Genomic DNA, 18,909 nt, shown 5'->3' with positions numbered 1-18,909 from the left:
AGTTAAAATTAATATGCAAACTTTCTTCGGGGATGGGTGGAATTCCCTATCGACGGTACAGCCCGTGAGCCCTCCGGGGCAGGAATCGGTGAAATTCCGGTGCCGACAGTAAAAGTCTGGATGAGAGGAGAAGGTTGAGCGGAGTATGTCTAAATACTCACGTTTAAACTTGCCCATTTTCACCCGATGAATATCGGGTTTTTTGTTTTAAGTATTAATTTGACACAACTGCAAAGACCCCTTTTGTTGCGTAAGGGTTGCATAAATATACAAAGCAAGCGTTGGCGAGCGGTATATTTATACAAACCAATAAATTTTAATAACTTTATGCAATTGAATCGAATTTAATCTATTTGAGGTGCCCATGACGAATAATGCTGATCAGAGATTTATGCGAAGGGCCCTGGAACTGGCCGCAAGAGCCCGTGGTCGAACCAGTCCCAATCCCCTGGTGGGAGCGGTAGTGGTTAAGGACGGCCAAATAATAGGGGAAGGTTACCATCAGAAGGCGGGAACCCCTCACGCTGAGATTAATGCTTTGAATGCTGCCGGTCGGGAAAGGGCTAAAGGGGCCAGTATCTATGTCAACCTGGAGCCCTGCAGTCACTATGGCCGGACAGCTCCCTGTGCTTTGGCGCTGGTAGAGGCCGCAGTAGCCGAAGTGGTTATTGCTACCCTGGACCCCAATCCTCAAGTTAGCGGCAGGGGGGTTCAGATTCTTCAAGAAGCAGGAATAAAAACCAGAGTGGGAGTACTGGCCGAAGAGGCCCGAGAGCTAAATGAATTCTTTTTCAAATACATACAGGGCGGAAGACCATTTGTTAGCTTAAAAGTAGCTATGACCCTGGATGGAAAAATCGCCAGCAGCAGCGGAGACTCCAGGTGGATTACCGGAACAGCTTCTCGGGAATATGTCCATCAACTGAGGAACATTTATGATGGCATAATGGTCGGGATTGGTACGGTATTAAAAGATGATCCCCGTTTAAATACCCGATTGGAGCTGGAAGGCAAAAGAGACCCGGTGAGAATAATCATTGATGGTAGGCTGGACATGCCCCTGGATAGTATTATTGCCAGAACCGGCCATGAACAGCGAACTCTGGTATTTACAGCGGAAAACGCCGATCAGGAAAAGGCCAATTCATTAAAGGAATGTGGCCTGGAGATTATAAAGCTGGGGGGCAATCCGGATCGTCTGCATATAGAAGAAGCCCTGGATATCCTGGGGAAAATGGAGATAATTAGCGTATTGTTGGAAGGCGGCGCTGAGATAAACAGCTATATGCTAGAAAAGCAACTGGTGGATAAGCTATACTGGTTTATCGCCCCTAAAATTATTGGCGGAAAATCTTCACCATCTCCACTGGGTGGGGAAGGTATAAAAATTATGAATCAGGCTATTAAGCTGAAGTCCCTTTCAACCAGGCACTTTGAAGACGATATATTAATAAGCGGCTATATTTGAGGAATACAGGCAGGAGGTGCGTTCCATTTTTACCGGGCTTATTGAAGAAATAGGAAGCATAAAACAGATTATACGAGGAAAACGCTCTATTCAGCTCCGGATTGCGGCGGAAAAAGTTTTGTCCGATGTGAAAATTGGCGACAGCATTGCTGTTAACGGGGTTTGCCTTACGGTTACGGATTTTTCCAAAACGGATTTTACCTGTGATCTTATGCCCGAGACTATGGATAGGAGCAGTTTGAAATTCCTGCAAATCGCAAGTCCGGTAAATCTGGAAAGAGCTTTACGGTTAAGCGGCCGGCTGGGTGGTCACCTGGTACAAGGACATGTTGATGCACTAGGTATAATTAAACAGAAAGAACAACTGGACATAGCAATAATCTTTCGTATCGAGGCCCCGTCCAGTGTTTTAAAATATACGGTTCCCAAAGGTTCAATTGCTATTGATGGCATTAGCCTTACCGTAATTGATGTGTTCTCAGATAGTTTTACCGTCTCTTTAATTCCCCACAGCGCTCAAAATACTACCCTGGCGCGAAAAAACATAGGGGATATGGTTAACCTGGAGAGTGATATTATTGGGCGTTATGTAGAGAAATTGCTGTTTTCAGAAAAAAACGAAAGGGAATCATCTCGTCTTAGTATAAGCTTTTTGGCCGAAAATGGTTTTGCATAAAAGGAGGTAATGGATTTGTTCAGCAGTATAGAAGAGGTTATTCAGGACATGAAAGAGGGGAAACTGATTGTTCTGGTCGATGATGAAGACCGGGAAAACGAAGGAGATGTAATTATAGCGGCGGAAAAGGCCGGCCCTGAAGCCATTAATTTTATGGCTACCCATGCCAAAGGACTTATCTGCATGCCAATTACCGGCAAGAGATTGGATGAACTGGAAATACATGATATGGTCACAGAAAATACCGATAATCATGAAACCGCCTTTACCGTTACGGTTGATTACCGGGGAACTACCACTGGTATTTCCGCTTTTGAAAGAGCCGCAACGGTAAAGGCCTTAATTGATCCGGTCAGTAAGCCCAATGATTTTCGGAAGCCAGGACATATTTTTCCCTTGCGCTACAGAGAGGGAGGGGTTCTGAGAAGAGCGGGACATACCGAAGGTTCCATTGACCTTACCCGTCTGGCCGGGCTTTACCCGGCGGCGGTTATCTGTGAAGTAATGAATCAAGACGGAACCATGGCCCGCCTGCCCCAGTTGCTGGAATTTGCCCGTCAACACAATCTTAAACTGGCCAGTATTGCTGATTTGATTGAATACCGGCGGCGGAAGGAGAAGTTGGTGGTAAGGGTAACTGATGCCCAGCTTCCCACCATGTACGGTGATTTTGTGGCGGTAGCTTATGAATCTTTATTGGATAATAAAGGTCATATAGCCCTGGTCAAAGGGGAATGGGAAGAAGACGAACCCATACTGGTCAGGGTGCATTCCGAGTGTCTTACCGGGGATGTATTCGGTTCCCGGCGCTGTGATTGCGGAGAACAATTAGAAACGGCTATGAGTATGATTGCCAGTGAGGGAAAAGGAGTTTTGCTCTATATGCGACAGGAAGGCCGGGGAATAGGCCTTCTAAACAAGATAAAGGCTTACAAGCTTCAGGATAATGGCCGGGACACGGTCGAAGCCAATTTAGAACTGGGCTTCCCAGCCGACCTCAGGGATTATGGCATTGGAGCGCAGATACTGGTAGACCTGGGAGTACGCAAAATGCGTCTTATGACCAACAATCCCAAAAAGATAAGGGGTTTAGAGGGCTATGGTCTGGAAGTGGTGGAAAGAGTTGCTATTGAAATGCCCCATAAACCTGAAAATACGCGATATCTGAGAACCAAAAAAGAAAAAATGGGGCACCTCTTGGCCAGTCTATAGAAAGGCTGGAACTGCATTTATAGACTCTACTGCCAAAATCCTTTCTTGCAGAAGGATTGCATAAATATTCAAGACAAAAACATTTTATGTTTGGAGGTATTAGTTTTGGGCAGAATTATTGAAGGCAAACTAATTGGAAAAGGGCAGAGGATGGCAATTATTGTTTCCCGCTTCAACGAGTTTATCACCAACAAACTTTTATCAGGCTGTATGGATGCCTTGACCCGCCATGAAGTAAATCAGGACGATATCGATATTGTCTGGGTGCCGGGGGCATTTGAAATGCCTCTGGTGGCCCAAAAAATGACGCAAAAGGCATACGATGCGGTAATCTGCCTGGGGGCGGTAATCCGCGGTGCTACTCCACATTTCGAGTATGTTTCGGCGGAAGTAACCAAAGGTATAGCCCAGGTGGGGCTTAACTCCGGTATTCCTGTGGTTTATGGAGTTATAACTGCTGATACAATTGAACAGGCTATCGAGCGTGCAGGCACCAAAGCCGGCAACAAAGGTGTAGATGCTGCCGTCACTGCCATCGAGATGGTCAATCTTTTAAAAAACATTTGATTTTGATTCCGCTGCAAAAAGTAATAATTATGCATTAGCTTGCATAAATATTCCGCTCCAGCGTCCTTAATAGCGACCGCAGGGAGCATCAGTTGTGCCCGACAGGGCGCTACGCATGGGCAACACCAACGGCTCGTCTCGCGGCTCAAGGGGTACCCGAAGGGTGAAGCATCCATGCTTCGCCAACGCTCGCTTTGCATATTTATGCAACCCTTCTGCATCAAAAAGGAGTTTTTGCCAGGGGATCATGATACTATTATAGAAAAAGACAAGAGCTGCCTTACTATTAAGGGCGGTTCTTGTCCTTCTTGTTTACTTGAAGTTTTTTTCAGGTCCTATAATTCCTTTTCCAGTACTATTCTTTTGACCACATTATCCCTGATTTGAAAGACAATGTTATCCTCGCCTCCATAAACAAGATCAAAATCCTCGGCTTTGTTGGGCATAATAACCCGAGCACAATCGGGTCCATATTTTTCGCTTATTCGGGCGAAAGAATCTCCCATCTTGATTCCCCGCGCTGTAGCATAATCACCGCTTTCAATGTGCATAATAACCAGCAAATTTTCATCTTCCGAAAAAGTAAAAAGACAATCTCCATCCTTCGATTGGTAGATGGTACTCATTCCCAGCATTTTGCCTCCCGGGAGAAGCTTTTGAATATCCTCCCAACTGGATTCCCCTACTTTAATAGTTCCGTTATCAGTGGAAACATAGAAGTCTTCTTTATCAAGAAGTATTTCCTTTTCCGCTTTTATGATTTCCACCACGGGCCGGTCGCTAATCAGCAACAGTCCTACAACTACTGCCAGAACAACAATAAGCAATACTCCATAAATCTCCTTCTTGTGCTGATATAGCAAAAACTCATCTCCTTTTAATCACCTGCTACAATTATTTTCTCCTGTTTTTAAGCATCGGAAGAAACTGCGGAGCAGTTTCAACACAGCGCTGCAACGAGGCGGGGGATTAGAACCCGCCTGTTTCGTTAATAGGCGACCGCTTAGCGGGGGACATATTTCACCTCGTTATATCTGCTATTATACTATGAGAGTAAAAAAAGAAATAGGGAGCAAGGCAGGGTAAAAGATGGTGCCTGTATACAATCCAGGTAAGTATAAGTCAAGTGCGGAGGCTAGGCCTCTCCAAAATAAAATAGGGAGGTTTAATCCTCCCAATTATTACTATGGTGCGGATGAAGGGACTTGAACCCCCATGAAGTTGCCCTCACACGGACCTGAACCGTGCGCGTCTGCCAATTCCGCCACATCCGCATGGTTTATTATCAGCAAATCAAATTATATTACATGCTATTCGTGCTTGTCAAGGGCTTCTTTTGAGGTTTTAATTCGCGGTTTGACCCCATTTTACCTGTTTCAATCCTTCACCACCTGCCAGATAATCATACCCACCCGGGAAGAGACCTCTTGTCTAATGCTACCTTGACTGGCATGTCTATTTATAAGCTGTTCTACCACTGACTCTGCTTCCGTATTGAGCAGTTCCCTGTTTTCCAATATTTCATATATTTCCCTTCTGAAATCTGTCACCTTCTGGTTTAATTGGTTAGAAGAAGAGGAAAGCTTGATGCCAGGCTCACAACCCAGGGTATACAGTAAATTGAAGGGGAATATGATATCGTTAAAATGGTTTATATAGGGCTCACCGGTTATTTGTTTAAATACTTCGTTGTAGAGGGAATAATTGCGGGAACCGGAGAAGCCGCTCAGATAACACCATCTTCGCGAGCAGAACATCATTTTTTGCAAGGTTTCCAGGTTGTTTACTCCCGGTGACATGGAGGCAAAAACCAGGTCGAATTTATTTTCCCAGCCCTGCTTTTCGACATCGTAATCCTCCCAAAGGGCCTGAACGCAATCTACCGAACCAGGCGTAGAAGGGGGAAGGTTTTCCTGCAGTATTTCCAACATTCTGGAAGCAGGATCCAGGGCTACCACCCGGGCTCCCTGTTCAGCCAGGGGAATGGCAAAGGAGCCGGGACCGGATCCTATATCCAGAACAGTCATACCGGGTTGGATAATGCCAAAGTATTCAAGGAAAGAAAATACCTCCCGGGTTCTTTCCTGCCGGGAATCAGATTTAATAGTAGAATTGGCAAATCCTTCTGCCCGTTGGTTCCAGTATTCCTCCGCATCTTTCTTTTGTCCTCGATAGGTGGCATTTTTTACTTTAAATTCAATCCATTTACGATCCCAGAACTCTGGGGTAAAAAGCTCCTCCATACTTTCCCTCCGTTTCTTGATCAAACTAATCATATCTTTAGACACTATAACTAATGCTTACTGCTAATCACTTTATTTTCATTATGCTTATTCGGATTAGAGCAAGCTTGATTCCACTGCAAAAACCCCTTTTGTTGTATAAGGGATGAATAAATATACAAAACGCTGGCGAAGATGAAAGCGCAACATTTGCCGGTTGTTAATAAACTTATCTTAATGAACACTTTCTAATAAAATTTGACATAAGCCATTCTATTCCTCTATTCAAAAGATTTTTAATACAGCAACAGTAATGGTAAAATAGGCATAACTTATGTGGAGGAGGCAAAAGTATGGAAAAGTTTCGCTTGCGTAGAGATGATAGCGTATTAATGATTATTGACCTGCAGGAAAGACTGATGCAGGCCATGAAGGAGCGGGAGCGGGTATATAAGAATACCAATCTACTTTTAGCAACAGCCCGGGAGTATGATATTCCGGTAGTTTTGAGCGAACAATATCCCAAGGGACTGGGTCCCACCGTTAACGAAATCAAGGATAATCTTACTTCATATCATTATTTGGATAAAACCTGCTTTTCTCTTTGTAAGCAGGAGGCCAATACAATCCTGGATAAGATCGGCAAACATACTATTATTGTAACTGGAAGCGAGACACATGTATGTGTGTTTCAAACCGTTCGGGACCTACTGGAATCGGGCTTTAATGTTCACCTGGTCAGGGATGCGGTCTGTTCGAGATTTGATGAAAACTATAGAAATGCTCTGGCCTTAATGCGCGATATGGGAGCCGTAATTACCAATACGGAGACCGTAGTCTTTGACCTCTTGCAGGAAGCAGGTACGAGTGCATTCAAACATATTTCACCTCTAATAAAATAGTAATTTTATGGAATATTTCTCCCCTCACGGCTTGGTTTTTTCTAACCCCCACGGCCAGAGGCCACAACCAATAACCCCTTACCCCTCATTCGTCACTGCTCTTACTAATTCGAGGGAAATAAAACTAATATAACTATTTGCAACGATATCATAATTTAGCTTTGACAAGCAGGGTTAAGCCTATTATAATTTAAATTCGGACGTAAATTTAACTTTGGCCCGGAAGATATATTTGCGGCATTGGAATGCCGCTACTTTTATGATTTGCATTTGAAGGAGGAGCATTTCCCAAGATGTTGAAGGAACTTAGAAACATAGGAATTATTGCCCATATTGATGCGGGCAAGACAACCACAACTGAAAGGATACTCTATTACACCGGACTAACCCATAAAATGGGGGAAACCCATGATGGTGACAGTGTTATGGACTTTTTACCCTGGGAAAAAGAACGGGGAATAACCGTGGCCTCCGCAGCTACCCGCTGCTTTTGGAAGGGTAATACTATTAATATTATCGATACTCCGGGTCATGTGGACTTTACGGCCGAAGTGGAAAGGAGTCTGCGTATACTTGATGGCGCGGTAGTAATATTCTGTGGAAAGGGAGGGGTAGAACCCCAATCGGAAACAGTATGGAGACAGGCAGATAAGTACCAGATTCCTCGCATCGCATATGTAAATAAAATGGATGCGATAGGGGCTGATTTTTACCGGGTGGTGGAACAGATAAAACAGCGCCTGGGTTCTAATCCGCTGGTTATCAGCCTGCCGGTTTTTAAAGAAGAATGCTTTTCCGGCATTATTGATTTATTAAAAATGAAATATTACACCTTTGCGGGAAAACTGGGTAATGATATTGCCGAAAAGCCCATACCCTTGGAATACACCGATACTGCGAAGCAATGGCGCTCAGTTTTGGTAGAAAGACTGGCCGAGACTGACGATGCATTACTAGATTTATATTATAACAACGAAGAAATAGACGCTGATTTGTTGTCCCGGGTAATCAGAACCAACACGATAGCTGGAAATATGGTTCCCGTATGCTGCGGTAGTTCCTACCGCAATATCGGGGTGCAGTTGCTCCTCGATTCTATAGTTGACTACCTGCCGTCACCACTTGATGTGCCTGGAAGTAAAGCAGTGGTAATGGAAACGACTGAGACAATTAATATAATGCCTGATTCACAGGACACCTTTTCAGCTCTGGTCTTTAAGATTATAAACGACCGGCATGTTGGCAGGCTGGCTTTTGCTCGGGTTTACTCCGGCAAATTGAAAGCCGGTGCGCTAGTTTTTAACAGCAGTAAAAATAAACGGGAGCGGGTGGGGCGTTTACTCAGAATACACGCTGAACACCGCGAAGAAATTAACGAAGTAGCAGCTGGAGATATCGTAGCTATTATAGGTCTAAAAGATATTGGAACTGGCGATACACTATGTTCGGAAAGCTTTCCCATTCTATTGGAAACTATTGATTTTCCGCAGCCGGTAATCCAAATTGCTATAGAACCCAAAAACCAGGCGGGACTTGATAAAATATCCGAAGCCCTTAACCGGATTTCAGCCGAAGACCCGACCTTCAAGATTTCCTATAACAAGGAGACGGGTCAGGTATTACTCGCCGGTATGGGTGAATTACATCTAGAAATAGTAGCTGAGCGCCTGGCCCGGGAATTCAAGTTGGATTTTAATACCGGTCAACCGCAGGTAGCTTACCGGGAAACTATTGGAAAAGCGGCAGAACAAGTTACCCGTTATGTAAAACAAACCGGGGGCAAAGGTCAATTTGCTCATGTTGTTTTAAGGCTGGAACCAGGTGAAGGCTTTGAGTTTGTTAACCGGATAAGCCAGGGCAGCATACCACGGGAATATATTCCGGCGGTTGAATCTGGAATAAAACAAGCTCTGGAAGAAGGAGTGCTCAAGGGGTACCCCGTAGTTAATGTTAAGGCTACCCTTCTGGATGGTTCTTTCCACGAAGTGGATTCTTCTGAAATGGCTTTTCGAACGGCAGCCTTCCTGGCTACCAGGGATTGCCTTAAGAAAGCTCACCCCCGTATGCTGGAACCGGTAATGCGGCTGGAGATTGTATCACCGGAGGAATATACCGGTAATATTATTAACAACATCACTAATCGAAGGGGCAAACTGGAATCATTGGAAATGGAAAATCATACTCAGATTATAAGGGGTTGTGTACCTCTGGCCGAACTCTTTGGCTACTCCACCGTTTTACGCTCATTAACTCAGGGAAGAGCCGGCTTCTCCATGGAGTTTTCCCATTATGCTGAACGGCACCTGGCCTCGTAAACTCTGATTTACTTTTCCAATTAAAAAAGGTACGGTATATCTGCATAAACAGAATCGCCGTACCTTTTTTCTTTTCTTCATCTCAGTTCAGGCTTAGAAGCAATAGAAGGTTTTATCGTTGTACTATTCCTGAGGAAAGATAGGTTCTGTTGCCAGTTTACTTTCTTGCCAATCGATTACTGCAGCCACAGTGGCCAATTCTTCTGGAGGAAGGTTCCCGCTAAAAGTTACTTGATACTCATGTTTATTAATGAGCAGGGTTTCTTTAATTGAATTAAGCATCTCCGTGGATGCCGGGGAAGCAGTGGTAGCTGGGGAAGGATTATTAAACTGCTGCTGAGCTTCACTATTCTTTTCTTTACTCATTTCATCAATAGAAAGATCTTCCATATCCGTTTTGCTGTAATTGGAAAGGTTTTCCGAAAACATTTTGCTGCTGGTGGATTGAGGAACATCTATATCCTGTTTTTCTGGCTCCAAAGCCGGGATATCTCGGCTGGAATCCTGCTTTGGCTTAGGGGTTACCGTAATTTTAAGCTCTACTCCATTATCTATCTTTTTATAAGAAAAAGAATAGTCTTCTGTACCCTGGCTGGCCCCAATCAATTGATAAGATTCAGGCAAACCGGAGGGAAGCAGCATATTTGTTTCTTCATCGTAAACACTGCTGGTTGACAATTTGCCCCGGTTTGCTTCCTGCAGGCCTCTATTATCCGCCAGGCGGGTTTGAGTTGTGGTAGAATGAGCGGATAATTGCCCGTTTTGTTCGCTTGAAGTATCAAACTGGGACTGGGTAGTTTTTATTTCTTGTACATTGCTATGTTCTGGTGATTTAGCGACATCCTCTTTTAATTCACTCTTAATTACTGATTTATTAGACTTGCCTTGACCTGATAAAATACTTTCTTTTGGTGTATCCTGTTTTAGGGTTATGGGGACAAGCGGGGTATTAGGGTTGGTCTTATCGGCAATATCTATCAGTCCTGATTCCAGGTAAAAACTTGCACCCAAAAAGACCAGTAAAAACACCGCGGCAATAGCTATTCTGGATCGCATAATTCCCCAGTTTGCTTTCTTTTTTCCCTGGATGGAGGCAGGCAAATCTTTATTATCATCCCGAGGGGCAATCGACCCATAGCGAGATTCAATTAACATCATCAGATCACCGGTAAAAGATTCTGAAAGCTGAGGGATATCGGCTGCTTCCTTAATAAGTTCATTTTCTAAAATTACCAAATCTAATTTATGGCGGCAGGAAAAACATTTTTGCAGGTGTTCCTCAACCGCCAGGCGCTTTTTGGGGGTGAGATTATTATCACAGTAGGAAAAGATTAACCTGTCCAAACTCTGGCAATCCACCTATATTATCCCCCTTTCCTTGCGATTATTCAGTATTCTTTTTCTTAAAGCCATACGGGCACGGTGTACTTTAACCTCAACATTATCCTTACTAACTCCCAGGATATCAGCAATCTCCTGGTTACTAAATTCCATTTGATAACGCAAGGCAATCACTGTTCGATAACTCTCCGGCAACTGCATAATGGCAGAGCCTATTTCCTTTCGAAGTTCTTCTCTTTCCAACATTAAATGTGGATCACCGGCATCGAAATGACTACGGTTATTAAATGCTATAGAAATAAAAGACTCATCAAAATTAAGACTTATAATGTTTTTCTTCTTGCGAAGAGCACTTATACTGGTGTTTACGGCAATACGGTGAAGCCAGGGCGAAAACTTTTTTTCACGATCAAATTGATAGAGCTTTTCAAAAAGGGTAAGAAAGACTTCCTGACTGATATCCTCAGCATCCTGGTATTGTCCACATATCCGGTAGACAATAGCAAAAACTGACTTTTTGTAGCGGTTAACCAGCTCTTCAAATGCTGCAATATTGCCCAGCAGTGCTTGTTCTGCCAATAATTCATCACTTATCACCTGATCCAGCTCCCCAGCTACCTTCACTAATTATACGCAGATATATCCGGCAGCTTTCATTAATAAAATTGATTTGCCTCATGAAAATATTAAAAAACTTCTCGTTCCAATCACGAATCATTTTAGAAGAAGATTCTTATGTTTTTTAACAATAAGCAGTTATATGCAAGAAGTTATTTAAGCACCGGAAGAAACTGTAGAGCAGTTTCAGCACACCGCTGCAACGATGCGGGGGATTAGAACCCGCCGCCTGTTTTGTTAATAGGAACCGCTTAAAGAAGCACCCTGCGGGCACCACTGATGTTCGCTTCGCTCACTATTATGGACGCGGGAGACATTTTTCACCTCGTTATATTTTGTAAGAAACAAATCAAACTCCAGTCTAAATATTATCATATTGCCTTTGCTTTCCCAACCGCTTTGTTTGAGAGGATACGACAGAGATATATTTTTTGTGGGCATATGTGCAAAATATCTTGCTTGAAAGCGCTCTTTGAGGTATATAATAAGAGGAAATGATAAAGCAGCGAAAGGAGCAAAATCATGTCTGAACAATGCAAGACCTGCCCCTCCAATGGCGGTTGCAACATAGACCCCGCTGATTGTGGAGTGGAAGTTGAAAAAACGCTTTTAGGGGCCTTAAATTCGATTCGCAATGTTATCGTGGTTATGAGTGGTAAGGGAGGAGTAGGAAAATCATCTGTAACGGCTCTCATTGCCTCCAGCCTGGCCAAAGAAGGCTATGCTGTGGGGGTTTTGGATGCTGATATAACCGGTCCCAGCCAACCCAAGGCTTTTGGTATTCAAAAGCCCCAGATTACGGCCAGTGAATATGGCATTACTCCTCCTCTTACCAGGTTAGGCATAAAACTTATATCAATAAACTTCTTCCTTCCTAATGAAGATGATCCCGTTATCTGGCGTGGTCCCCTTTTAGCTGGTGCGGTAAATCAATTTTGGGGAGAAGTTGATTGGAGAGATTTGGATTACCTGGTAGTGGACTTACCTCCAGGAACCGGCGATGTTCCGCTGACGGTAATTCAATCCTTACCGGTTAATGGCATAGTGATTGTATCTTCACCACAAGACCTGGCCTTTATGGTAGTTAAGAAAACTATAAATATGGCGAAAAAGCTCAATGTACCCATTTTAGGTTTGATTGAAAACATGAGCTATGCCGTTTGTCCGCACTGCGGGGAAAAGCTGGATATATTTGGAGTCAGCCAGGGAGCAAAAGTGGCCAATGATAGCGGACTAGACTTTCTGGGTTCCTTACCCTGGGATACTAGCCTCAATATTATGGTAGATGAAGGGAAAGTAGAAGAATATAACTCCAAGGAAATGAATCCTATTATTGATCAGATCCTTAGAAAGCTACCTTAATAAAGCTGGCAGCAAACGGGAACATTGATTTCTCGGTTTAAAATTTTGGATTTAGATGCCAATCGTTTTGTGTTATGGGGAAGGTTAGGGTATGAAGATATATTCCTGGAATGTTAATGGTATCAGGGCAGTTCAGAAAATGGGCTTTATTCAATGGCTAAAGGAAGAACAACCGGATGTTCTCTGCCTGCAAGAGACCAAAGCCCATCCCGAACAATTGGAAGAATCTCTGGTAAACATAAAAGGTTATCAGAGTTGCTGGAATTCAGGGGAGAGAAGAGGTTACAGCGGGGTAGCCAGCTATTTTCAAAAAGAGCCCCTGCAGGTGGAGAAAAACCTGGGGGTCGAAGAATTTGACCGCGAGGGCCGCGTATTAATCAGCTTCCATGAGAATCTGGCTCTTTTAAATGTCTATTTCCCCAATGGGCAGATGGGAGAAGAACGCCTAGGATATAAACTGCGCTTTTACGAGCATTTGATAAACTTTTGCGAAGAACTAAAAAATCGTTATCCCCGCCTGGTAATCTGTGGTGACTTTAACACGGCTCACCGGGAAATTGACCTGAAAAACCCCAAAGCCAATGAAGGTCGTTCAGGCTTTTTGCCGGTAGAAAGGAAAATGCTGGATAGGTTTTTATCCTATGGCTATGTGGATGCTTTCCGTTGTCTCTATCCGGAAAAGGTTCAGTATTCCTGGTGGAGTTACCGTACCAGGGCCCGGGAACGGAATGCAGGTTGGAGGATTGACTGTTTTTATGTTAGCGAAAAGTTGCTTGATGATATTATAGACTGTGAGATCTTGGATCATATACCGGGCTCCGACCATTGCCCCATAGCTCTGTATTTAAAGTAAACTGGCTTTTCTGGATGATTTTCAATTAAGGGGTTAAATAATGACTAATTATTGTATATAATTAGATAGTAAACTACTTATTTCACGGTTATGAAGATGCAATACTATAGAGGATGGCGTATAGCTGTAAATTATTTCCCCACGTCAGGATTGATTGGAGGAATGATATTATGGTAACTAAACTATTCATGGAACTAAAAAATCTCTTTGCTGATTTGGCTTCAACCTTAATTCTGGGCAAGGATAAAGACGCGGCCAACCTGGCCTTGATTTTATCGGAAAAGAGTAAAGCCCTGGCCGAAGAACTTGGAAAATAGAATAGGGTTTTTTATATCATCCCGCTTAATTACAAGACGAAGGGATGAATTAAAAACACTGTTCAGGCAGTGTTTTTTTGCTGTCTGGATTTGGTAAATTAAATTTAAACTTATGACATCTTGTGGGAATTCCGGCAAGTATACAATATTTCTTGCCGAGCCGGTTTGCATTGCCGGGAGATTATTCTACAATAGAGATGGACATAATTTAAAAGCATGATATTGAACAAGGGGGTCAGCAGATAAAATGAAGCTGCTATATGATGGTAAAACCAAGGCGGTTTACGAACTGGATAAGGATAAGTGTGTACTGGAGTTTAAAGATGATGTCACTGGAGAAGATGGTCACATTGACCCCGGTTCAAACTATGTACTGGGCAAGCTGGAGGGTAAAGGGAAATCCTCTCTCAAGATGTCGCAGCATTTCTTTAAGCTTTTGCAGGAGCAAGGCGTTCCTTCCCACTATATCGACTCCGACCTGGCTAAGAACAATATGGTAGTTTGGAAAGCTCAAACCTTTGGTCATGGTCTGGAGGTAGTATGCCGCTTTAAAGCCTATGGCAGCTTCCTGCGCCGTTATGCCCGCTATGCCCAGGAGTTTCAACCCCTAAATGCACTGGTGGAAGTAACCCTGAAAGATGACGAGCGCGGGGACCCCTTGATTAATGATGAAAGCTTGATACAGCTCGGACTGCTTACGGATGGGGAATTGGAGACTATCAAGGCACTGGCCCGTAAAGTAGCGGTAATTGTCAAAAACGACCTAGCCTCAAAGGGCTTGGAGTTGGTGGATATAAAATTTGAATTCGGCCGGGTAGGGCAGGAGATAGTAGTTATCGATGACATTTCCGGCGACAATATGCGGGTATTTAAGGATGGAGTCCAAGTACCTCCCCGGGAGCTCTCTGATCTAGTAGCGGAATAAAGCGCCGGTTCAAGAATTACTTGAAAAATTAATGGATGGCAATGGAAATATACCCTCTGGATATGAACCCTAAAAGGAATACTTCTGGAGGAACGATAAACATCAGAGGGGATTAGCAAAAAAGCAGAGTATCCCTTGATTTATTCTTGAACTGGAATTATAATATCAACTGTAGCAAATTTCTGGGCCATTAGCTCAACCAGGCAGAGCAGCTGACTCTTAATCAGAAGGTTACAGGTTCGATTCCTGTATGGCCCACCATAAAAAAGCAAGCAACCGCGCGGTTTTGCGCGGTTTTTGGTTTTTCTGATAATTTAAGGTTTTGGGGTATTTGGTGCCATAGTTTTTAAGGTCTTTAAGACACCTAATCCTAAGGTTTAACAAATACAAATAAGTATTCATGGGCAATAAGCAGGAAATTATATTCAATACTGCGATTATACCAAAAACCGGTTGCTTTACAATTATGTTGCTCTTTTATTATGATTTCCTTTAAGGTGAACCCTGCATTAACAAATACCTGCATAACATTGAATCCTAGCGGTATTATATTCTTTTTTCGTCTGGTGTCACCTATTAAAATGGCACAGAATCTATCTTTTTTAAGAACTCGTATAGATTCGCTGGCCACCTTTTGCATTTCAATAATGAAATCATCTATATCATAATGAGATAAATCCCCCTCAATATCTTCACTATATTTTATTATGTTGCTATACGGAGGATGGGTACATATCAGATCAATACTCTCACTTTTAATAAAATTCAGATTCCTGGCATCCCCCTGGCGAATAATAATTCCTGTGCTACCATCTCTTTGGAAATTGGTATTAATCCTGGCCAAATCTAACGCACTGGGGTTAATATCGATACCAATACCTCTCCGCTTTAAAAGCCTGGTTTCAACAAGAGTGGTACCACTCCCTACAAACTGGTCTAATACAACGTCTCCCTCTGCGGAATAACGCTGTATTATATTTCTCGGAATATATGGAGACCAATTACCACGATAATTCCCTTTATGTGTTGCCCAATTACCCCTATCCGGAAAACTCCAAATGGTGGTTGCTTCCATTTTATAATCACGGGGTTCCCATGACTTTATTTTTAGAGGTTCATGAATATTATATATTCCGTTCTGTTCCCTGAGTTCTTCTATTTTAGTTTCCACGAATTTCTCAGTTACATTATAATTAGTTGCTATTTCTTTTACCGTATATCTTTCATTGTTTCTTTCAATTATTTCGCCAAGTAATTGTTCATAAGCCGCGGGGTGCTCGGTTTCAATATGTTTAATATAATTATTTTTATTAAAACGAGCCTTACAAATAGAACATTCTATTCTCCTGGGCATAATCAGCTACCTTCCCGTCAATCATTTAAAGATCGTTGACAATAATATCTGCTAACAGGCCTTTCTCTAACATATCCAAATTCAGTAGATAATCAATATGTTCAAAGGTTTCTTTTAAGGAATTTTTTGTTGAAATCCATCCCTTACCGTCCGTTATCCAAATAAATTTATGCTTATTGTTTCCGGCTTTTATAAAATCAAACAAAGCTTTATATTCTCCGGCAGTTGCTTTTAACTTTGACCCACCTCCACCATAATAGTTTGTTTCAATTAAATACAGGGAAGAATTATTGGTTACAGCAAAATCAAATATTCTCTTAGCTTTGTCCACTTTAACTTCATAACCGAATTCTTCTCTAATTTTCTTGGGCGTTGCTTGACTTATATATTTATATTTGTTTTGTTCAGAGATTTTTTTAATGTAAATTTCTGTTATTAACTCCATTGAGGTTCCACTTCGATTTTTGCGCGCATTAGTATCTAGTCCAACCTCAATCCCGGTAACGTAATCAACAACATTTTTTATTTTCTTAGTACGGAAAATCTCTAATATCCCTGATTTCAATGCAAACTCAGCAATAGCATCAATTTCACGTTCTGATAAGGTCTTTTTCTTTTTAAAACTATAATTCTTATAATTAAAAACGTCATCTGGAGAAGGATCCAGTACTGTGAGTTCTCCATCTCGACATGCCATCAGAATGGGTATTAGTGTTACAATTTCCGGGTATTCTTTTAAAAGCTTTTTAAATTCGTCTTCAATGTTGGATTTACCGATTAAGTAATTCATAATATTAAGGGATACCTCTATTTTATCCACATTACCAGTGATTTTAGCCCAATCAACAAAATAGTCCCAGCCCTTTATAGTTTCTTTTAAATTACCAATTATGTAATCGAAAACCTCGCTATTACTACATTTAATTTTTTGATTATAAAATTTGATATTCTTCATTTGCTCGCCTACTTTCCCCGTAAATATCATAGTTAGTAATAACTAGCTCTTTGATTTGGCCCCTTTTTTCTCCTTTAGAATTAATGGCTCTTCTAGCATTAACGTTATAGATATTAAAACCCTCAAATAATTCTTCGAAGAAAGTATCATTTTTATCTACATTCTTGGGATTGGAATTACTTAACATAAGATAGGCCTTTTTATCCTGGCATACTTCCCGGTAAAACTGCGCCAGTTCTATTTGTTTGGAATCATCAAAATCATACTCGTTATATGAAGTAAAACTAGCGGTTTTATTCAGGGGTCTGTAAGGAGGGTCAAAGTATACAAAGCTATTGCTATTAATATTATTTTTACACTGTTTATAATCAGAGTGCAGAATATGTACATTTTGTAATACATCACTAACAGCTATAAGATTTACGTTATCACATATTTTAGGGTTTTTATAACTGCCCATAGGAACGTTATATAACCCATCCTTATTAACCCTGTATAAACCATTAAAGCAGGTCTTGTTTAGGAATATGAATTGGCCGGCACGTTTAATGGTTTGTTTGCTATTTTTTCTATAACAAAATCCCGTTTTACCCTGGTTATATTCATTGCGAATGGTATAATAAAAAACTTTCCGTTGTTCGTCAGGAAGGTGAAGAAAGTTTATCTCCATTTCTTTTAGATAATCTATGAGATTATTAGCATTGTGCTTAACTACTTTATAGACATTAATTAAATCATAATTTATATCTGCAATATAGGCTGATTCAATTTTAAAGTTTTGCATAATTTGGAACAATACCGCCCCACTACCAACAAAGGGTTCAATATATCTCTTTATACCACCATTCAATAATTCTTCCGGATAATATTTATCAAAGGTGCTGAGCAATTGCGTCTTTCCCCCAGCCCATTTGAGAAAAGGTTTGGCTACCGCCTCTTTATGCCGATAACTCATGCGTAACACTCCATTATTAAGAAGATTAATGCCATAAAAACTAATTCATTCTCAAGTTGTACTGTTAATGCTATGTATTATTATATAACAATTATATCCTCAAGGTTTTCAAAACATTTCATTTAGCTTCGAGAAGTTGGCTATCATAGTATTGCAGCATTCGTTATCTATCCCCCACCGCCACCATCCGATAATAAGGGATTATGTAGCCCTTCGGGTTTGCTGCGCCTACATAATCTCCATTATACGAAGGTGGCTAGACCGGTTCCGGCCCAGGCTGCGGGATTCCCTCTCGGCGGTAACCTGCGCGCGCTCCGCGATAACAGGCGCAGATGTTCCCGTACCTCCACCTGCGCCTTCACCTCCGTGGCCGAGGACAGCGTACCCGCTGGTTTCTTCCTTTGCATCAAACAGTTTACTTTCATAAAACCTGCCTTCACCTCCAGCCGGTACCCTGTCCTCGGAGTTTATTGCCTGCCTTTGCGCTTATGGCAATAGCTCGTGGTACGCTCGTATTATCCTTTTAACCCTGCAGAGTCTTGCCCCGTTCGTGGTTTAAATCCATTTCCAAAACACGCTGTACTGCCAAGTTAATTCCCCCCTTTCCTAATAAAATTCCTGCCGCTCATCCGGTCACTGCCCGGAAATTACGACTGCCTATTCTTCTTCAAGCTCTTCAGTGTCCCGGCGCTGCACTGCCAGCAGGGTTTTTTCCTTGATTTCTTTTCTCCGGAGGAAGCTGTAACTGTCAAGTAAAAATGAACAAAAAATGATAAATAACTTTGGACACCTAGTTATTCCCAAAAATGGTTTGGCGGTGTTTTAAACGATAGCTGTCACCGCTTAAATGGATAACCTCACTTTTGT

General features: G+C 42.1%; 17 protein-coding genes, 2 tRNA genes and 1 riboswitch. Of the genes, 11 read left to right on the top strand and 8 right to left on the bottom strand.

All coding sequences use genetic code 11. From position 1 onward, the window contains the following. Positions 1–18 precede the first annotated feature (18 nt). A riboswitch (FMN riboswitch) is annotated at positions 19–136 on the top strand. Between the two features lie 228 nt (positions 137–364). The 4 genes from ribD to ribH all read left to right on the top strand — a co-directional run bounded on the left by ribD (position 365) and on the right by ribH (position 3,923). Continuing rightward, the gene (gene ribD / locus AWB54_RS13320) at positions 365–1,468 is read left to right on the top strand and encodes a bifunctional diaminohydroxyphosphoribosylaminopyrimidine deaminase/5-amino-6-(5-phosphoribosylamino)uracil reductase RibD (protein ID WP_061215094.1); all 1,104 of its coding nucleotides are present in this window, start codon (positions 365–367) and stop codon (positions 1,466–1,468) included. Positions 1,469–1,493: 25 nt separating this feature from the next. Further along, positions 1,494–2,144 (top strand): riboflavin synthase, encoded by a 651-nt coding sequence (locus tag AWB54_RS13315; RefSeq protein WP_061215124.1) that lies wholly within the window; start codon positions 1,494–1,496, stop codon positions 2,142–2,144. A 15-nt stretch (positions 2,145–2,159) separates the two neighbouring features. Continuing rightward, entirely contained in the window at positions 2,160–3,356 is a 1,197-nt protein-coding gene (locus AWB54_RS13310) for a bifunctional 3,4-dihydroxy-2-butanone-4-phosphate synthase/GTP cyclohydrolase II (RefSeq protein WP_082736227.1), read from the top strand. A 105-nt stretch (positions 3,357–3,461) separates the two neighbouring features. Then, on the top strand, positions 3,462–3,923 hold the full coding sequence (ribH, locus tag AWB54_RS13305) for a 6,7-dimethyl-8-ribityllumazine synthase (protein WP_061215092.1): 462 nt from the start codon (positions 3,462–3,464) through the stop codon (positions 3,921–3,923). A gap of 335 nt (positions 3,924–4,258) precedes the next feature. On the opposite strand, the gene AWB54_RS13300 is transcribed toward ribH, so the two are convergent. The 3 genes from AWB54_RS13300 to AWB54_RS13290 form a co-directional block, all read right to left on the bottom strand. Continuing rightward, complete coding sequence (locus AWB54_RS13300) at positions 4,259–4,786, bottom strand: hypothetical protein (protein WP_061215091.1); 528 nt, start codon at positions 4,784–4,786, stop codon at positions 4,259–4,261. Positions 4,787–5,110: 324 nt separating this feature from the next. Continuing rightward, a tRNA-Leu gene (locus AWB54_RS13295) sits at positions 5,111–5,197 on the bottom strand. A 102-nt stretch (positions 5,198–5,299) separates the two neighbouring features. Then, complete coding sequence (locus AWB54_RS13290; protein WP_061215090.1) at positions 5,300–6,166, bottom strand: class I SAM-dependent methyltransferase; 867 nt, start codon at positions 6,164–6,166, stop codon at positions 5,300–5,302. A 332-nt stretch (positions 6,167–6,498) separates the two neighbouring features. Here AWB54_RS13290 and AWB54_RS13285 point away from each other — a divergent pair, with 332 nt between their 5' ends. Both AWB54_RS13285 and fusA read left to right on the top strand, forming a co-directional pair. Beyond that, positions 6,499–7,047: a hydrolase gene (locus tag AWB54_RS13285; RefSeq protein ID WP_061215089.1), complete on the top strand. Its 549-nt coding sequence runs from the start codon at positions 6,499–6,501 to the stop codon at positions 7,045–7,047. Between the two features lie 293 nt (positions 7,048–7,340). Then, complete coding sequence (fusA, locus tag AWB54_RS13280) at positions 7,341–9,362, top strand: elongation factor G (RefSeq protein WP_061215088.1); 2,022 nt, start codon at positions 7,341–7,343, stop codon at positions 9,360–9,362. 123 nt (positions 9,363–9,485) lie between these two features. Here the strand turns inward: fusA and AWB54_RS13275 are convergent, their stop codons facing one another. After that, positions 9,486–10,721: an anti-sigma factor family protein gene (locus tag AWB54_RS13275; RefSeq protein ID WP_061215087.1), complete on the bottom strand. Its 1,236-nt coding sequence runs from the start codon at positions 10,719–10,721 to the stop codon at positions 9,486–9,488. Beyond that, positions 10,722–11,300, bottom strand: coding sequence for an RNA polymerase sigma factor (locus AWB54_RS13270; protein ID WP_061215086.1), 579 nt, complete (start codon positions 11,298–11,300; stop codon positions 10,722–10,724). Between the two features lie 543 nt (positions 11,301–11,843). Between AWB54_RS13270 and AWB54_RS13260 the strand changes: the two genes are divergently transcribed. From AWB54_RS13260 to AWB54_RS13245, 5 genes are all read left to right on the top strand, one after another. Next, positions 11,844–12,683, top strand: a complete 840-nt coding sequence (locus AWB54_RS13260; RefSeq protein ID WP_061215084.1) for an Mrp/NBP35 family ATP-binding protein — start codon at positions 11,844–11,846, stop codon at positions 12,681–12,683. 91 nt (positions 12,684–12,774) lie between these two features. Then, on the top strand, positions 12,775–13,536 hold the full coding sequence (locus tag AWB54_RS13255; RefSeq protein ID WP_061215083.1) for an exodeoxyribonuclease III: 762 nt from the start codon (positions 12,775–12,777) through the stop codon (positions 13,534–13,536). Between the two features lie 170 nt (positions 13,537–13,706). Continuing rightward, positions 13,707–13,853 (top strand): hypothetical protein, encoded by a 147-nt coding sequence (locus tag AWB54_RS15995; RefSeq protein ID WP_160328961.1) that lies wholly within the window; start codon positions 13,707–13,709, stop codon positions 13,851–13,853. 247 nt (positions 13,854–14,100) lie between these two features. Then, complete coding sequence (locus AWB54_RS13250; RefSeq protein ID WP_061215082.1) at positions 14,101–14,778, top strand: phosphoribosylaminoimidazolesuccinocarboxamide synthase; 678 nt, start codon at positions 14,101–14,103, stop codon at positions 14,776–14,778. A gap of 184 nt (positions 14,779–14,962) precedes the next feature. Next, positions 14,963–15,039 (top strand) — tRNA-Lys (locus tag AWB54_RS13245). A gap of 109 nt (positions 15,040–15,148) precedes the next feature. On the opposite strand, the gene AWB54_RS13240 is transcribed toward AWB54_RS13245, so the two are convergent. From AWB54_RS13240 to AWB54_RS13230, 3 genes are read right to left on the bottom strand one after another with little or no spacing between them, the layout of a single operon-like run. Beyond that, the gene (locus AWB54_RS13240) at positions 15,149–16,132 is read right to left on the bottom strand and encodes a TRM11 family SAM-dependent methyltransferase (RefSeq protein WP_082736225.1); all 984 of its coding nucleotides are present in this window, start codon (positions 16,130–16,132) and stop codon (positions 15,149–15,151) included. A gap of 25 nt (positions 16,133–16,157) precedes the next feature. Beyond that, positions 16,158–17,087 (bottom strand): type II restriction endonuclease, encoded by a 930-nt coding sequence (locus AWB54_RS13235; protein ID WP_061215081.1) that lies wholly within the window; start codon positions 17,085–17,087, stop codon positions 16,158–16,160. Further along, the gene (locus AWB54_RS13230; protein ID WP_061215080.1) at positions 17,065–18,042 is read right to left on the bottom strand and encodes a DNA adenine methylase; all 978 of its coding nucleotides are present in this window, start codon (positions 18,040–18,042) and stop codon (positions 17,065–17,067) included. The genes AWB54_RS13235 and AWB54_RS13230 overlap by 23 nt, the downstream gene beginning before the upstream one ends. Positions 18,043–18,909: the final 867 nt, after the last annotated feature.

It is taken from the genome of Syntrophomonas wolfei subsp. methylbutyratica, assembly GCF_001570625.1.
In the GTDB taxonomy this organism is placed as follows: domain Bacteria; phylum Bacillota; class Syntrophomonadia; order Syntrophomonadales; family Syntrophomonadaceae; genus Syntrophomonas; species Syntrophomonas methylbutyratica.
Note: the sequence above shows the minus strand (reverse complement) of the source record. Positions and strands in the feature narration are given on the sequence as shown.

Excerpts from the sequence above, each read along its gene's own strand:
- ribD (WP_061215094.1), top strand. The coding sequence starts at position 365 with ATGACGAATAATGCTGATCAGAGATTTATGCGAAGGGCCCTGGAACTG.
- AWB54_RS13290 (WP_061215090.1), bottom strand. The coding sequence starts at position 6,166 with ATGGAGGAGCTTTTTACCCCAGAGTTCTGGGATCGTAAATGGATTGAA.
- AWB54_RS13285 (WP_061215089.1), top strand. The coding sequence starts at position 6,499 with ATGGAAAAGTTTCGCTTGCGTAGAGATGATAGCGTATTAATGATTATT.
- fusA (WP_061215088.1), top strand. The coding sequence starts at position 7,341 with ATGTTGAAGGAACTTAGAAACATAGGAATTATTGCCCATATTGATGCG.
- AWB54_RS13260 (WP_061215084.1), top strand. The coding sequence starts at position 11,844 with ATGTCTGAACAATGCAAGACCTGCCCCTCCAATGGCGGTTGCAACATA.
- AWB54_RS13255 (WP_061215083.1), top strand. The coding sequence starts at position 12,775 with ATGAAGATATATTCCTGGAATGTTAATGGTATCAGGGCAGTTCAGAAA.
- AWB54_RS15995 (WP_160328961.1), top strand. The coding sequence starts at position 13,707 with ATGGTAACTAAACTATTCATGGAACTAAAAAATCTCTTTGCTGATTTG.
- AWB54_RS13250 (WP_061215082.1), top strand. The coding sequence starts at position 14,101 with ATGAAGCTGCTATATGATGGTAAAACCAAGGCGGTTTACGAACTGGAT.
- AWB54_RS13240 (WP_082736225.1), bottom strand. The coding sequence starts at position 16,132 with ATGCCCAGGAGAATAGAATGTTCTATTTGTAAGGCTCGTTTTAATAAA.
- AWB54_RS13235 (WP_061215081.1), bottom strand. The coding sequence starts at position 17,087 with ATGAAGAATATCAAATTTTATAATCAAAAAATTAAATGTAGTAATAGC.
- AWB54_RS13230 (WP_061215080.1), bottom strand. The coding sequence starts at position 18,042 with ATGAGTTATCGGCATAAAGAGGCGGTAGCCAAACCTTTTCTCAAATGG.